Consider the following 15,988-nt stretch of genomic DNA (forward strand, 5'->3'; position numbering starts at 1 on the left):
TGTTCAGTACGCTTTCATAAATTCCACACTAGCGTCAAAATTCGCAGGTGTGTGTCTGCCAGTCACTGTTCGAGGTATGAGACGTGAATCGCTTTTTGAAGTCGGCATTTTGCCTCGCGGCCGTCCTGGCTGCCCTTGCGGCTAAAGCGCCGGAGGCAGGCGCGCAACAGTTCCGCGACCGCCGCCAGAGCGATATCGTGCTTGTGACGCCGAGCGGCGAAATCCTCGATTATGTTCCAGCTGGCTATATCTACGCCCGCGACCGTAGCGGCAATCGCGTGCTGATCGACGACTATGGCAATGTCGTCGCCACCGAGATGCGCGCCCGCGGCTACTATCCGCCGCGGCCCGGCCCGCGCGAGGTCTATAACGACCAGTACGGCAACGATCCCTATTATCCCGACAACAATCCCGATGGCGATACACGTTATTCCGAGCGCGGCGCCGTCACCGGCGGTATTCCGCGAGATGCGGCGATCGAACGTCAGCCGCTCGGCGACGAGCCCTATCCCGATGACAACAGCATCGGCAATCCGCAACCTGGCGGCGACTATGCGTCGATCGACCCCGACCAGCAGATCCCGCCCGCCGATCAGCCGAAGGCCGCGCCTGATGAGCCCGTCATCACGTTGAAGAACAAGTCGAAGCCCGAGATCGTCGCATTGCAGGTCTTCCTCGATCGCGCCGGCATCTCTCCGGGCGTCATCGACGGCCATATGGGCTCGAACGTCACCAAGGGGATCTATGCCTATGACCAGATGACCGGGTCGAAGCTCGATCCCAACGACACTGATGCCATTCTGGAAGAGCTGCGCATGAACGGCGGCCTGCCCGTCATCAGCTACACGATCACGCCGGCCGATGCCGCCGGTCCCTTCGTCGCTGAGATCCCGGAAGATTATTCGCACAAGGCGCTGCTGCCGTCGCTCGCCTACACCTCGACCACCGAAATGCTGGCCGAACGCTTCCACATGGATGAGGCCTTTCTCAAGGAGATGAACCCCGGCGCCGATTTCAGCGTTCCCGGCACCGTCATCAAGGTCGTCAATCCGGGTGAGCCGAAGAGCGGCGAAGTTGCCCGCATCATCGCCGACAAGGGCCGCAAGCAGGTCTTCGCCTATGACGGCGCCGGCAATCTCCTCGCCGCCTATCCGGCGTCGATCGGCTCCACCGACACCCCCTCTCCGTCGGGCTTGGTGAATGTCGAGCGTGTCGCCCTCAATCCCGGTTATACCTATAATCCGAAGATCAATTTCCAGCAGGGTGCCAACGATAAGATCCTCAACATCCCGCCCGGCCCGAACGGCCCCGTCGGTACCGTCTGGATGGCGCTTTCCAAGCCGACCTACGGCATTCACGGCACGCCCGAACCCTCAAAGATCGGCCGCACCCAGAGCCACGGTTGTATCCGCCTGACCAACTGGGATGCGACAGAGCTTGCCAAAATGGTCAAGCCGGGCGTGACGGTCGAATTCGTCGATTGAAATCATTCTCATGATAGAAACGACAAGGCCGCCGGAGCGATCCGGCGGCCTTGTCGTTTCATACAGGAGATATTCAGGCGGCGGAGCGGACCATCGGGCTCGTCACGCGGGCGGACGCCACCAGCCTCACCGGCAGTTTGCGCATCATTTCTTCGGCAAAACAGGTGGCGTTTTCACGGGCCTTGTCGAGGTTGCTGACGCGCGTCGGATCAATCGTGTGCAGCGTGCCGCCACAGTCGAAGATGTCGCGAAAGGCGGAGCGTTCGATAATCGCGGTGTCCAGCACCGGCACATGCCGCTCGCTGAGCAGCGATTTGACGACTTGCAGCGCCCGCGTCGTCACCATCGAGTTGACGCGGGTGAGCACCACCGAATGGCCGATCTTGATGCCGGCCTTCTCATCCAGATACTGCAGCAGTTCGAGCACCTGCGCGCCGCCCCGCGCATCCATCGCACAGCCCTGGATCGGGATCAGCACGTGGTCGGAAAGGCCGACGGCGGTGGCAAGCAGCGGATTGCGCGCACCGGGCAGGTCGACGATGAAATAGTCGGTATTGTGCTTGTTCTCGCTGATATGCAGCGGCAGTGACGCAGTTGTGACGAAATCGATCACCGAAAGATTGGCCACATGACCTGATATTTCGTGCCAGCGCGAAATCCAGTGTTGCGGGTCGGCGTCGAGAATGGTGACGCGATAACCTTTGCGGGCAAGCTCGGTCGCGAGCAGCAGAACAGCGGTCGTCTTGCCGGCGCCGCCCTTGGTATTTGCGAAAGTGATGACAGGCATGTTCGGTCCTCGGAAGAAATGGTGCGCGAGCCGGAATCGCTCTTTTACGCACCCTCAGAGCATCGTGCGGTTAATTCATTCTTTCTAATCATGGTTAACAAATTCGAAACACGCGCGGCGAAATTGCAGCCGGTATTTTTCACATCCTAAAAATAGGGATGCCGCCGGAACGAAAAAAGGCCTGGAAACCGAGGTTTTCCAGGCCAGTCTGTTGGTCCGCTCTTATCTTGTCAGAAGCAATCCCTGAAAAGGGCCTTGGTATTTTCGAGCGTCATTGCAACCGGGTTGCCGCCGGCGCTCGGATCTTCGATCGCCATGGCCGACAATTCGTCGATGCGGTCGGCAGCGATTCCCATCGCCGACAGCGTCTCCGGCACGCCGAGTTCCGAGCGGAGCTTCAGCACGTAGTCGTAGAACCCGTCGAAACCGCCCGAGATGCCGAGATAGGCGGCGGCGCGGCCGATCTTCTCCTCGATCACCTTGCGGTTGAAGCGCAGCACCGCCGGCATCACCACCGCATTGGTCATGCCGTGATGGGTGTTGTAGACGGCGCCGATCGGGTGCGATAGCGCGTGGATGGCGCCGAGCCCCTTCTGGAAGGCGACCGCGCCCATGGCGGCGGCGGCCATCATGTTGGCGCGGGCTTCCAGATCGGTGCCTTCCCGATAGGCGCGCGGCAGGAACTCCTTGACGAGACGCATGCCTTCGAGCGCGATGCCGGCCGACATCGGGTGATAGAAGGGCGAGGAATAGGCCTCCAGGCAATGGGCGAAGGCATCCATGCCCGTGCCGGCCGTGATGATCTTCGGCATGCCGACCGTCAGTTCCGGATCGGAAATGACGACGCCAGGCAGGAACTTCGGATGGAAAATGATCTTCTTCACATGGGTTTCGGAATTCGTGATGACGCTGGCGCGCCCGACTTCCGAACCGGTGCCTGCCGTTGTTGGCACCGCAACGATCGGGGCGATGCCCTCAAAGCTCGCACGCGTCCACCAGTCGCCGATATCTTCGAAGTCCCAGACCGGCCGCGTCTGGCCGGCCATGAAGGCGACGCACTTGCCGAGATCGAGGCCGGAGCCGCCGCCGAAGGCGACGACGCCGTCATGGCCGCCGTCCTTAAAAGCCCTGACGCCGGCTTCGAGGTTCTTCTCGTTCGGGTTCGGATCGACATCGGCGAAGATCGCCCGGCCGAGACCGGCATCTTCGAGAATATCGAGCGCAGTCTTGGTGATGGCCATCGAAGCAAGCCCGCGGTCTGTGACGAGCAGCGGCTTCTTGATGCCGAGGCTCTTGCAGGCGTCGGCCAGTTCCGCGATGCGGCCCCGGCCTAGCTTAACCGATGTCGGATAGCTCCAGTTTGCGGTGATGTTGCTGCTCATGCTGTGACTTTCTTCAGATGGAAGGATTTCGGACGCGTCAGATTGTGGAAGCCGATGATCGACAGCGAGCCGCCGCGGCCGGTCTCCTTGACGCCGGTCCAGCAAAGCGCCGGGTCGAGATAGTCTGCACGGTTCATGAAAACGGTGCCGGTTTCGATCTCGCGCCCAAGCCGCCCTGCCCGCTCGACATCTTGGGTCCAGAGCGAGGCCGTCAGCCCGTACTGGCTGTCGTTCATCAAAGCGAGTGCCTCCTCGTCGCTCTTCACCTTCATGATGCCGACTGCCGGACCGAAAGTCTCTTCGCGCATGAAGGCCATGGAGTGGTCGACATCGACGAGGATCTGCGGGGCGAGATAGGCGCCGCCGTCATCCTGAGGGAAAAGCTTGGGATCGACAAGAGTTTTGGCGCCCTTGGAAACAGCATCGGCGATCTGCTCGCGCACCACCTTGGCGAAGCGCTTATGCGCCATCGGCCCGAGCGACGTATCGGGATCGAGCGGATTGCCGAGCTTGTAGTTCGACACCCAGGCGACCGATTTCTCCACGAAGGCATCGTAGAGCGATTCATGCACATAGATACGCTCGATGCCGCAGCAGCATTGGCCGGAATTGTAGGTCGCGCCGTCCATCAGCGTATCGACGGCCGCCTCGAGATCGGCGTCCTCCATGACATAACCCGGATCCTTGCCTCCGAGCTCGAGGCCGAGGCCGGTGAATGTGCCGGCAGCCGCCCGCTCCATTGACCGCCCGCCTTCGACCGATCCGGTGAAGTTGACGAAATTGAAGCTGCCGGCGGCAATCAGCGCAGACGTCGTTTCATGATCGAGGAAGACGTTCTGGAACACATCCTCGGGAACGCCGGCCTCGATGAAGGCCTGCACCAGCCGCTCACCGACCAGCAGCGTCTGCGAAGCATGTTTCAGCACCACGGTATTGCCGGCCATCAACGCCGGCGCGATCGTGTTGATCGCCGTCATATAGGGATAGTTCCACGGCGCGACGACGAAGACCACACCATGCGCTTCGCGCTCGATGCGGCGCTCGAAACGCTCGCTCTCCTCGACGACGACAGGCGCCAGCGCATCCGCCGCAATCGAGGCGACATAGTTGGAGCGCTCGTTGAAGCCTTTGTATTCGCCGCCATATTTGACCGGCCGGCCCATCTGCCAGGCAAGCTCCGGCACGACGACGTCGGACATCTCGTTCAGTCGCGCGGCACCCTTCAGCACCAGTTGCACACGCTCTTCGAGCGGCCGTTTCGCCCAGGCTTTCTGCGCCTTGCGGGCGCGCGCCACCACGTCCTTGGCGGCATCGAGGGAAAGGGCTGCGCGCTCGGCATAGACCGACCCGTCAACCGGTGAAATGCATTGGATCATTGCCATGATCTGTTTCCTGTCCTCGTATTCTTCAAAATCTTTGCGAAGGCCGTAGCCCCTCATCCGCCTGCTGGCACCTTCTCCCCGTAGACGGGGCGAAGGGGATATACCGCACCGGCTTTCCCTAACATTGACGCTGCGTTGGGCACGTCCCCTCTCCCCGTTTTTACGGGGAGAGGGTTAGGGTGAGGGGCAAGCAAATCGCAAATGCCTATTAAGCTCTTTCGAAACCGCGCGCCACTTCCCAGTCGGTGATGCGGCGGTCGTATTCTTCCTGCTCCCATTCGGCGGCGCGGGTGTAATGATCGATCACGTCGTCGCCGAAGGCTTTGCGCAGCATTGCTGATTCCGTCATTTCGGTCGCCGCCGCGCGCAGGGTGCGTGGGATTTCGCGAACGCCCTTGCCGCCATAGGCGTCGCCGACGAAAGGGGCTTCGAGTTCGAGCTTGTTTTCGATCCCGTCAATGCCGGCGGCAAGCAGCGCGGCGAAGGCGAGATAGGGATTGAGATCGGAACCGCCGACGCGGCACTCGATACGGATTCCCTTGGTCTCCTCGCCGCAGAGCCGGTACCCAGCGGTACGGTTGTCCTTGCTCCAGATCGCCTTGGTCGGCGCAAATGTGCCCGCCATGAACCGCTTGTAGGAGTTGATGTAGGGCGCCAGGAAATAGGTGATCTCGCTCGCATGGGCGAGAAGCCCGGCGACGTAATTGTGCATCAGCGGCGACATGCCGTATTTGCCCGTATGGTCGAAGAACAGCGGCTTTTCCTCCAGGCTCCAGAGCGACTGGTGGATATGCGAGGAACTGCCGGCGGCGTTGTAATTCCACTTGGCGAGGAAGGTGATGGCTTTGCCCTTCGACCAGGCGATCTCCTTGCAGCCATTCTTGATGATCGCATGCCGGTCGGCCATGGCGAGCGCATCGGCGTAGCGCACATTGATCTCCTCCTGGCCGGCCGAAGCCTCACCCTTGGAGTTTTCCACCGGGATGCCGGCGCCCTGCAGCCCGGTGCGGATCGCCCGCATCACCTCTTCCTCCTTGGTGGTCTGGAAGATGTGGTAGTCCTCGTTATAGGCGCTGACGAGCTTGAGGTTGCGGTAGCCGGAAGCCTGCGCCGCTTCGTAGCTCTGGTCGAACAGGAAGAATTCGAGCTCGGAGGCCATGTAGGCCTTCATGCCCATATCCTCAAGCCGCTTCACCTGCTTCTTCAGGATCGCGCGCGGCGAGTGGGCGACCTCCTCGTGCGTATGATGATCGAGCATATCGCAGAGCACCAGCGCGGTGCCTTCGAGCCAGGGAATACGACGCAGCGTCGCAAGATCCGGCTTCATCGTGTAGTCGCCGTAGCCCTTCTCCCAACTCGTCGCCTTGTAGCCGGAGACGGTCTCCATCTCCATGTCGGTGGCGATCAGGTAGTTGCAGCTGTGCGTTTCCTTCCAGGCGCTCTCGACGAAATATTCCGCCTGGAAACGCTTGCCCATCAGCCGGCCCTGCATATCCACCTGGCAGGCCAGAACCGTGTCGATGCGCCCTTCGGCAACATCTTTCCTGAGATCGTCTATCGTGTAGCTGCTCATTATTGACCCGCCTGAAAGAGAAATGGGAAAATCGAAAATCGGGGCAACGAAACGGCATGCCATCGCCGGAATTGGCCGGCCGGATGCCTTTTCGTTGGACCGCTGATGGGGCCGCAGGATGCGGCCCCGTTTGTTCGCAATGCGCCCGATTATTCGCCGGGAACGGCGACAGCACCGGTTTCGCCGACAGCCGCTTCCGCGGCGGCGATCTCGCCCTTTCGCTTGGCGATCATGTCGCCGATCGGCGGACCCTGGAAGCGTCGGTTCTCAACCGCGAACCAGATGACGATCGCCAGCACGATGAGGCCGAGGGTTACGCCGAGGACCTTGTCGTTCGGCGGCTGGATCGCGATGTAGATGATCAGGATCATGCCAAGGGTTGCGAGAACGCCGACCGCCTTGTAGACGCCGCTGCCGAGGTTCCACGGTCCCGGTGCCGGCCACTTCTTGGTGCCATAGGCGAAGATGCCGAGCACGATCGGGAAGAGGAAGGACAGGAAGAGGAAGATCAGCGTCGCGTTGACCACGGTGACATAGAGGCTCGCCTCGCCGACCGAGATGAACAACGCGCCCCAGACGAACAGGCTTTCGAGAGCCGCGCCCGTCCAGATCGCCGCAACCGGTGTGCGGAACTTCGGGCTGACGCTCGCAAGCGTCTTCGAACCGACAGGAATGCCGCCGTCACGGGAGAAGGCGAAGATCATTCGCGAGCAGGAGGTGACCGTCGCAAGGCCGCAGAGGAACTGCGAGATGAAGATAGCGACATAGAGAAGCGTCACCAGCCACGCCGGCATGATGGCGTTGACGGTCATGAAGAACACGCTCCAGCCCTGTTTTGCGCCTTCGGCCATATCGGGAATGGCGATGACGAAAGCCGAGAGCATTACCCAACCCGCAAGTGACGACCAGATGACGGCTGATACCATCGAGCGCGGCACGGAAAGAGCCGCCTTCTTGGTCTCTTCCGACGTGTGAGCGGAAGCGTCGTAACCAGTGATCGTATAGATCGGCAGAAGCAGGCCAAGGCCGAAAATATACCACATGCTGTCCGACTGTGGCCAAACCGAGCCGCCGGCCTCGCCGGAATAATTGGTGAACGTCCACAGACGCGAGAAATCATGCGTCGGAGCGAAGTAGAAGCATGCGATCGTCAAAACGGCCGCGGTCACGAGGATCAGCGTACCGGAGAAATCGGTGAGCTTTGCCGTCAGGCCGATGCCGAAATGGTTGATCGCCGCCTGGAGGATCGTGAAGAGCACGACTAGGACAACCTGCATGCCGGGCGAGACGACGCCGCTGGCATCGGCGATACCGAGCTGGGCGCCGAACGTACCGCCGAGGAACAGGGCCGTGCCGATGTTGATGGCGCCGAGAACGGTGATGAGGCCGAGCAGGTTCAACCAGGCCGTCAGCCAGCCCGTGAAGCGGGTGCCGAGAATGGAGCTCCAGTGGTAGAGCCCACCGGCCGTCGGATAGGCCGAAGAGATCTGCGCCATGCCGAGGGCGAAGAACAACGAGATGATGCAGCCGACCGGCCAACCGATGCCGATGGCCGCGCCGCCGACGCCCGATGTCGCCTGCGCGAGCGAATTGATACCACCTGAAAGGATGCAGATGATAGAAAACGAAATCGCGAAATTCGAGAACGAACTCATTCGTCGCTCGAGTTCCTGGGCGTAACCCATTGAATGCAGAACATGGACGTCCTGCTTCTTATCCTGATCGGTATAGTCCGACATGACTTTCCCCTGTTCACGATCGGCCGCGGAATTGCGGCCGGTTCAGTGCCAATTTTCCGCGGCATTTGCGCCATGCGGACGTCCGCAGTTAAACTGCTCCCTCGGGTCTTCTTTTTATGTCAGGCTTCCAGGCTTTGCTGGAGAAGTCCTGTCAGATAGTCGGCCATGACCCCTTGGCCGGTATCGTCTGCGATGAGGTCGTTGCGGACCTCGATCATAACATTGCGCAGGCCGTTCGAAAGCCCGTGCAGGATCAGCGTGTGGGTCACGCCGTCCTCAGGCCCGTAAGGCTCGTTGCGCTCCGTCCTGTAAAGCGGCGCCTCGGTCGCTGCCTCCAGCATAAGGTCGGCAAGCCGGCTGTCCTCATCGTGCAATATGCCGAGTTCCACGGCGCGTTCGCGGCCATGATAGATCGGTGTGAAGCTGTGCATCGTCACGATGATGCTGTCTTGCCCCCTCGCCCGGCGATCGCGGATCAGCCCGCGAATGGCATCATGGAAAGGCACGTAAAGCGCGTCGGTGCGCGCAAGCCGTTCTTCACGGCTCAAATCTTTGTTGCCGGGAATGGCGTAGATCTCGCTGGTCTCCGGCATGGCGCCGGGTGAACTGGGCGGTCGGTTGCAGTCGTAGATAAGCCGCGAGAACCGCTGGTAAACGAGCGTCGCGTCGAGCGCTTGCGATATATTGCGGGCGACCGCAAGCGCGCCCGGATCCCAGGCGATGTGACTGGAGAGCGCTTCGCTGGGCAGGCCGAGATCGCCGAAAAGGGCTGGAAGCGCATTCGAAGCGTGTTCGCAAACCAGAAGCACTGGGCTCCGGCCGTGGATGCGTTCGATCCCGACGCAGTCACCGTCCGCTTCACTGAGGATTTTCGGCCGGGCCAGCACCAAAGGCGCCACTCCTTATCCCTTAACAAATTCTTGATGAAGAAAAGAATTCTTCAGGTTTCGGCCAGTGTCAAGCATGCACTGAAAATTTCTTTTCATGACAGTAGTTGACATGGATTATGACAGCGTTGTTAACTTTGAGTGGGGAAGTGGCGCCAGACCATCCCGGGGAGCATAGTTACGTGACAGTTGCGTCGAAGACGGTTTCGGACGTCATACACTCGCATTTGGGGGTGTTGACGCGTGCCGAGAAGCAGCTGGCCGAAAGCCTGCTTGACAATTATCCGGTCTCCGGCCTCGGCAGCATCACCACGATCGCCGAGAACGCCGGCGTCTCGACGCCGACCGTCGTGCGCATGGTGCAGAAACTCGGCTTCAAGGGCTATCCGGACTTTCAGGCGCATCTGCATCAGGAAGTCGAGGCGACGATCTCGAACCCCATCGCCAAGCACGACCGCTGGGCGCAAAATGCGCCGGGCACCCATATTCTCAACCGTTTCGCCGATGCCATCATGGGCAATCTGCGCCAGACGCTGACCGATCTCGACACCGCGACTTTCGACAGTGTCGCCGCATTGCTTTCCGACCGAAAACGCGGCCTTTATTTCGTCGGCGGCCGCATCACCGGCGCGCTCGCCGAATATTTCTTCACCCATATGCAGGTCATCCGGCCGGCAACGACGCTGCTGTCGTCGAATTCTAGCAGCTGGCCGCAATATGCCCTGAACATGAATGCCGGCGACATCCTGATTATCTTCGACATCCGCCGCTACGAGCAGGAGATGGTGAGCCTCGCCACCGCCGCCCGCACACGCGGCGCCGAAATCGTCGTCTTCACCGACCAGTGGGGCTCGCCGGCCGCCAAGCTCGCCAGGCATGCCTTCCGCGTCCGGATCGAGGCGCCGTCGGCCTGGGATTCCTCCGTCGTTACCCTTTTCATCGTCGAAGCGCTGATCGAGGCCGTTCAGAATTCGACCTGGGACGAGACGAAGGAACGCATGAAGACACTGGAGGGCCTGTTCGAGCAGACCAGGCTTTTCCGCAAACCGGGGTTAGGAGGACAAGACTAAAACAGAAGAAAAACAATGACGGATTTTGGCGAAGGCAGACGGCGTTGTCGCAAATAAAATATTTGCTACAGCCTCCGCTATTCACAGCAGAATTAACGTCATCCTACTGTCACACAAGCTTCATGTAATCTCATTAACAGCATCGCCAGACACTGAAAACCCGAAGGAGAACAACAGTGATCTCTAACATTTCTCGACTTCTGTCGCTTTCTACTGCGATGATCGTGGCTTCGACCGCGATTGCCGCCGCCGAGCCGAGCGCCGAACTTATCGCCGCCGCCAAGAAGGAAGGCACCCTGACGACGATCGCTCTTCCGCACGACTGGTGCGGCTACGGCGAAGTCATCGCCGGCTTCAAGGCCAAGTATGGCCTCGAGGTCAACGAGCTCAACCCGGATGCCGGTTCGGGCGACGAAGTCGAAGCCATCAAGGCCAACAAGGGCAACACCGGCCCGCAGGCTCCTGACGTCATCGATGTCGGCCTCTCTTTCGGCCCGTCTGCCAAGAAAGACGGCCTGATCCAGCCTTACAAGGTCTCCACCTGGGACTCCATCCCGGATACCGCCAAGGATGCCGAAGGCTACTGGTACGGCGATTATTACGGCGTTCTCTCGTTCCTCGTGAACAAGGATCTCGTCAAGGAATCGCCGGCCGATTGGGCCGATCTGAAAAAGAGCGACTACGCAAACAGCGTCGCCCTGGCGGGCGATCCGCGCGCCGCCAACCAGGCTGTCCAGGGTGTTTATGCCGCTGGTCTTTCCGCATCCGGCGGTGACGCGGCCAAGGCAGGCGAAGAAGGCCTGAAGTTCTTCGCCGAATTGAACAAGAGCGGCAATTTCGTGCCGGTCGTCGGCAAGGCGGCTCCGTTCGCCCAGGGCTCCACGCCGATCATCGTTGCCTGGGATTACAACGCCCTCTCCTGGGGCGAAAGCCTGAAGGGCAATCCTCCCTTCGAGGTCGTCGTTCCGAAGACAGGCGTCGTTGCCGGCGTCTACGTCCAGGCTATCTCCGCCTTCGCTCCGCACCCGAACGCTGCAAAGCTCTGGATGGAATATCTCTATTCCGACGAAGGTCAGCTCGGCTGGCTGAAGGGCTATTGCCACCCGATCCGCTTCAACGATCTTGCCAAGAACAACAAGATCCCGAAAGAACTGCTCGACAAGCTGCCGCCGGCTGCATCCTATGAAAAGGCTGTCTTCCCGACGCTCGAACAACAGTCTGCCGGCAAGGAAGCCATCACCAAGAATTGGGATTCCGTCGTCGGCGCCGCCGTCAAGTAACCTCTGATCCTGCCTCCCCGCCGCAAGGCGGGGAGGTTTTCTCACTCCGACGCCCCAGGATGAGCTTTTCCATGAGCACCGTTTCAACGCCTATGGTGCGCAGTGCCCCCTTGATCAACAGAGATCGCGTGATCGACTGGCTGGGCATTGCACCCTTCATCATTTTCTCCCTGCTGTTCCTGATCATCCCCACGCTTTATCTTGTGGCGGGCGCATTCCTGACGCCCGAGGGCGATTTGACGCTGAAGAATATCGGTGATCTCTTTACCCCATCCATCATGAGCGCCTACTCGATCAGTATCCGTGTGTCGGTGGCGTCGGCTCTGGGCGGTGCGCTGATCGGCTTCTTCCTCGCCTGGGCCGTCGTGCTCGGCGGCCTGCCCGCCTCCGTCCGCTCGACGCTGCTGACCTTCTCCGGCGTCGCCTCGAATTTTGCCGGCGTGCCGCTCGCCTTCGCCTTTCTCGCAACGCTCGGCCGCACCGGGCTTGTGACGATTTTCCTGCGCGAATGGTTCGGCTTCAATCTCTACGGCACCGGCTTTAATCTGCTGTCCTTCTTCGGCCTCACCATCACTTACATGTATTTCCAGATCCCGCTGATGGTGCTGATCCTGACGCCGGCCCTCGACGGCATGAAGAAGGAATGGCGCGAAGCCTCGCAGATCCTCGGCGCCAGCAACCGCCAGTACTGGACGATGGTCGCGCTGCCGATCCTCTGGCCGAGCCTGCTCGGCACGACGCTGCTGCTCTTCGCCAACGCTTTCGGCGCCATTGCCACCGCTTTCGCGCTGACCGGCAGCTCGCTGAACATCGTGCCGATCCTGCTCTATGCGCAGATCCGCGGCGACGTTCTGCACAATGCCAATCTCGGTTACGCCATCGCGCTCGGCATGATCGTCATCACCGGCGTCTCCAACGTCCTTTACCTGATGCTGCGCATGCGCGCAGAACGGTGGCAGAAATGAAAGCTCAGCGTCTCGGAGCCTGGATCGCCGTCATTCTAGGTGCATCCTATTTCGTCATCCCGTTGATCGGCACAATCGAGTTTTCATTGCGCATGCGTCGCGGCGAATACAGCCTCGATGCCTACGAGTCGGTATTCTCCGACATTCAGTTCCGCGAGACCTTCGGCTATTCCATGCTGATGGCGTTGCTCACCATCGTCTTCGGCATGCTGCTCGTCGTGCCGACGGCCTATTGGGTGCGGCTGCGGCTGCCGCAGATGCGTCCGGTCGTCGAATTCATCACCCTGCTGCCGCTTGTCATTCCGGCGATCGTCATCGTCTTCGGATACCTCAGGATGTATAATTCGTCGTCCTACCTGCCGCTGACGGGTTCGACGACCGGCACCAACATCCTGCTGGTCTTCTCCTATATCACCCTGTCCCTGCCCTATATGTACCGCGCCGTCGATACCGCCATGCGCGCCATTGACGTCCGCACGCTGACGGAAGCGGCCGAAAGCCTCGGCGCCCGATGGACGACCATCATGTTCAAATGCATTTTCCCGAACGTCATGAGCGGCGTGCTCTCAGGCGCTTTCATCACGCTCGCGATCGTCATGGGCGAATTCACCTTTGCCGCACTTCTGAACCGTCCGGCCTTCGGTCCCTACCTGCAGCTCGTCGGCGCCAACAAGGCCTATGAGCCTTCGGCGCTTGCCGTCATCGCCTTCTCGATCACCTGGCTCAGCATGGGCCTGCTCAACATCGTTTCCCGCGTCGGCAAAGCCCGCCCGGCAAAGGCTTAAGGTATCTGGCTCATGTCTTTTCTCACGCTGACCAACATTCAGAAATCCTTCGGCCCGGTTCAGGTCGTCAAGAACTTCAACATGACGATCGAGAAGGGTGAGTTCGTCTCCTTCCTCGGACCGTCGGGCTGCGGCAAGACGACCGTTCTGCGCATGATCGCCGGCTTCGAAACGCCAACCGGCGGCACGCTGACCATCAACGGCAAGGACCAAAGCGCGCTGAAGCCGAACCAGCGCAATATCGGCATGGTGTTCCAGGCCTACGCGCTGTTCCCCAACATGACGGTACACGACAATGTCGCCTTCGGGCTCAAGGTCGCCGGCGCCCCAAAACCTGAGATCGACGCCCGCGTCAAGGAAATGCTCGGCCTGATCAAGCTCGATCACCTGGCCGACCGCTTCCCCTATCAATTGTCGGGCGGCCAGCAACAGCGGGTCGCCCTTGCCCGTGCGCTCGCCGTCAAGCCGCAAGTGCTGCTGCTCGACGAGCCGCTCTCCGCACTCGACGCCAAGATTCGCGTGTCGCTGCGCGAGGAAATCCGTCAGATCCAGCAGCAGCTCGGCATCACCACGGTCTTCGTCACCCATGATCAGGAAGAAGCCCTTTCGATCTCCGACCGCATCGTCGTCATGAATGCCGGCAAGGCCGACCAGATTGGTTCGCCTTTCGAGATCTACAATACGCCGGCAACGCGCTTCGTCGCCTCCTTCGTCGGCACGCTGAACCTCATCGAGGCCAAGGTCGTCGATCCCGATACCAACCGCATCCAGATCGGCGATCAGGGTATAACGCTGAAGCAGTCGGTCGCCGCCCACAAGGCCGGAGAAACCATCTCGCTGGCGCTACGCCCGGAAGCGGGCTCGCTCTCCGACAGCGTCAAGAGCGACACGGCGCTGACCGGCCAGGTCGTTTCGGCCCACTTCTTGGGGTCGGTCATCCGCACCCGCATGAATGTCGGCGGCAACGTCATCTCCTTCGACATGTTCAACAGCCCGGGCACTACCCCTCCGCAGGCCGGCGAAACGGTAACGCTTCGTTTCATGGCAGCCGACCTGCTCATCATCCGCGACTGAGTTCGCCAATGCCGCTCAGACAAAAGGCGCCGCAATACGGCGCCTTTTTCATTTCAGGCCGGCCGACCTGTCAGCAATCGTGATGCAGCCATCACCGCAAAGCGCTTGAACTCTCCAAGGTCAGTGCCAGAAGTTGAGCAAACCAAATGAGCCCGGTAGCCCTCTGTCCGGCATTTTACGCGATGGGATATGTCAATGATTACCTGCCACCTGCGTTATATGATCGACCCCTACAAGCTTGCCGAATTCGAGGAATATGCCCGGCTCTGGATTCCGATCGTCAACAGGATGGGCGGCACCCATCACGGCTATTTCTTGCCGTCCGAAGGCGCCAACAATATTGCCGTTGCATTGTTTTCCTTCCCGAGCCTTGCCGCCTACGAGGACTATCGCACACGCATGGCAAACGATCCGGAATGTCAGGCCGCTTTCGAACTCGACAAACGCAACCGCAGCATCGTCAGCTATGAACGCAGCTTCATGCGGCCCGTGCTCGGCTGATCGAACCGCGGGCGGCGGGAAACGAAAAAGCCCCTCCAGGCTGGCTGGCGGGGCTTTTTCGTTCTGTCATGCGCTTAGCGGATCGCTTGGTCGTCTACATCGAAGCGGTGGACATGCGCCTGGTCCGGGGTCGCATAGACGATCTCGTCCGGCTCATACTGGTGCTCGCCGAAAAGACGCGCCGTCAACAGGCCGCATTGATCAGATTCCAGATAGATGATCGTGTCGGCGCCGAGATGCTCGACATGCACGACCTTCGCAGCCCAAGTCCCCTGCTCGCGCGACAGCGTCATATGTTCGGGACGCACGCCGATCGTCTTGGCACTGTGATCGCTAACCTTCTCGGCCGCGATGAAATTCATCTGCGGCGAGCCGATGAAGCCGGCGACGAAAACATTGGCGGGTCGTTTGTAGAGTTCCATCGGCGAACCGATCTGCTCGATTGCCCCGGCATTCAAGACGACGATCTTGTCGGCAAGCGTCATTGCCTCGACCTGGTCGTGGGTGACATAGATCATCGTCGCCTTCAAGCTGCGGTGCAGCCGGGCGATTTCGAGGCGGGTCTGGACGCGCAGCGCCGCATCGAGATTCGACAACGGCTCGTCGAAAAGAAAGAGTTCCGGTTCGCGCACGATGGCGCGGCCGATGGCGACGCGCTGGCGCTGGCCACCGGAAAGCTCGGCCGGCCGGCGCGCCAGATAGGGTTGCAGCGAAAGCATCCCGGATGCCTTGCCGACACGCTTGTCGATCTCGTCCTTGGCGGTACCGGCCTGCTTGAGCCCGAGCCCCATATTGTCCTTGACCGTCAGATGCGGATAGAGCGCGTAGGACTGAAACACCATGGCGATGCCGCGCTTGGCCGGTGGCGTCAGCGTCTCATCGCGGCCATTGATGACGACGGCGCCCGAAGTGACGTCTTCGAGGCCTGCAATGCTGCGCAACAGCGTCGATTTCCCGCAGCCGGAGGGCCCGACGAAGATGACGAATTCGCCGTCCTTGACCTCGAGGTCGATGCCTTTCAGCACCTCATGCGTGCCATAGGTCTTGCGGATGGATTTGAGTTGAAGCGATCCCACAGG

At 60.5% G+C, this 15,988-nt stretch carries 14 protein-coding genes; 7 read left to right on the forward strand and 7 right to left on the reverse strand.

The features are described 5' to 3' along the window. Positions 1–83: 83 nt before the first annotated feature. Positions 84–1,484 (forward strand): L,D-transpeptidase, encoded by a 1,401-nt coding sequence (locus HFO99_RS29175; RefSeq protein WP_222365146.1) that lies wholly within the window; start codon positions 84–86, stop codon positions 1,482–1,484. 73 nt (positions 1,485–1,557) lie between these two features. Here HFO99_RS29175 and HFO99_RS29180 read toward each other — a convergent pair whose 3' ends face one another. From HFO99_RS29180 to HFO99_RS29205, 6 genes are all read right to left on the reverse strand, one after another. Beyond that, positions 1,558–2,271, reverse strand: a complete 714-nt coding sequence (locus HFO99_RS29180) for a ParA family protein (protein ID WP_222365147.1) — start codon at positions 2,269–2,271, stop codon at positions 1,558–1,560. A 230-nt stretch (positions 2,272–2,501) separates the two neighbouring features. Continuing rightward, complete coding sequence (locus HFO99_RS29185; protein ID WP_222365149.1) at positions 2,502–3,653, reverse strand: iron-containing alcohol dehydrogenase; 1,152 nt, start codon at positions 3,651–3,653, stop codon at positions 2,502–2,504. After that, the gene (locus HFO99_RS29190) at positions 3,650–5,035 is read right to left on the reverse strand and encodes an aldehyde dehydrogenase family protein (protein ID WP_222247071.1); all 1,386 of its coding nucleotides are present in this window, start codon (positions 5,033–5,035) and stop codon (positions 3,650–3,652) included. The genes HFO99_RS29185 and HFO99_RS29190 overlap by 4 nt, the downstream gene beginning before the upstream one ends. Before the next feature lie 208 nt (positions 5,036–5,243). Continuing rightward, positions 5,244–6,608 carry a glutamine synthetase family protein gene (locus tag HFO99_RS29195; RefSeq protein WP_222247070.1) on the reverse strand — a complete coding sequence of 455 codons (1,365 nt, stop codon included), beginning with the start codon at positions 6,606–6,608 and terminating at the stop codon, positions 5,244–5,246. Positions 6,609–6,757: 149 nt separating this feature from the next. Beyond that, positions 6,758–8,347 (reverse strand): amino acid permease, encoded by a 1,590-nt coding sequence (locus tag HFO99_RS29200; protein WP_164578340.1) that lies wholly within the window; start codon positions 8,345–8,347, stop codon positions 6,758–6,760. Positions 8,348–8,466: 119 nt separating this feature from the next. After that, on the reverse strand, positions 8,467–9,237 hold the full coding sequence (locus HFO99_RS29205; protein ID WP_222365211.1) for an N-formylglutamate amidohydrolase: 771 nt from the start codon (positions 9,235–9,237) through the stop codon (positions 8,467–8,469). 179 nt (positions 9,238–9,416) lie between these two features. On the opposite strand from HFO99_RS29205, the gene HFO99_RS29210 reads away from it, so the two are divergent. The 6 genes from HFO99_RS29210 to HFO99_RS29235 all read left to right on the forward strand — a co-directional run bounded on the left by HFO99_RS29210 (position 9,417) and on the right by HFO99_RS29235 (position 14,909). Continuing rightward, positions 9,417–10,304 carry a MurR/RpiR family transcriptional regulator gene (locus HFO99_RS29210; protein WP_222365151.1) on the forward strand — a complete coding sequence of 296 codons (888 nt, stop codon included), beginning with the start codon at positions 9,417–9,419 and terminating at the stop codon, positions 10,302–10,304. A 176-nt stretch (positions 10,305–10,480) separates the two neighbouring features. Further along, positions 10,481–11,584, forward strand: a complete 1,104-nt coding sequence (locus HFO99_RS29215) for an ABC transporter substrate-binding protein (RefSeq protein ID WP_222365153.1) — start codon at positions 10,481–10,483, stop codon at positions 11,582–11,584. A 71-nt stretch (positions 11,585–11,655) separates the two neighbouring features. Next, the gene (locus HFO99_RS29220; RefSeq protein WP_222247064.1) at positions 11,656–12,549 is read left to right on the forward strand and encodes an ABC transporter permease; all 894 of its coding nucleotides are present in this window, start codon (positions 11,656–11,658) and stop codon (positions 12,547–12,549) included. Beyond that, positions 12,546–13,334 carry an ABC transporter permease gene (locus HFO99_RS29225; RefSeq protein WP_012758327.1) on the forward strand — a complete coding sequence of 263 codons (789 nt, stop codon included), beginning with the start codon at positions 12,546–12,548 and terminating at the stop codon, positions 13,332–13,334. Before HFO99_RS29220 ends, HFO99_RS29225 begins: the two co-directional genes overlap by 4 nt. Before the next feature lie 12 nt (positions 13,335–13,346). Beyond that, positions 13,347–14,408, forward strand: coding sequence for an ABC transporter ATP-binding protein (locus HFO99_RS29230; RefSeq protein ID WP_017965148.1), 1,062 nt, complete (start codon positions 13,347–13,349; stop codon positions 14,406–14,408). A 195-nt stretch (positions 14,409–14,603) separates the two neighbouring features. Further along, on the forward strand, positions 14,604–14,909 hold the full coding sequence (locus tag HFO99_RS29235) for an NIPSNAP family protein (RefSeq protein ID WP_170254947.1): 306 nt from the start codon (positions 14,604–14,606) through the stop codon (positions 14,907–14,909). Between the two features lie 74 nt (positions 14,910–14,983). Here HFO99_RS29235 and HFO99_RS29240 read toward each other — a convergent pair whose 3' ends face one another. Then, on the reverse strand, positions 14,984–15,985 hold the full coding sequence (locus HFO99_RS29240; RefSeq protein ID WP_222365155.1) for an ABC transporter ATP-binding protein: 1,002 nt from the start codon (positions 15,983–15,985) through the stop codon (positions 14,984–14,986). Positions 15,986–15,988: the final 3 nt, after the last annotated feature.

It is taken from the genome of Rhizobium leguminosarum, assembly GCF_019798305.1.
GTDB lineage: Bacteria > Pseudomonadota > Alphaproteobacteria > Rhizobiales > Rhizobiaceae > Rhizobium > Rhizobium leguminosarum_U.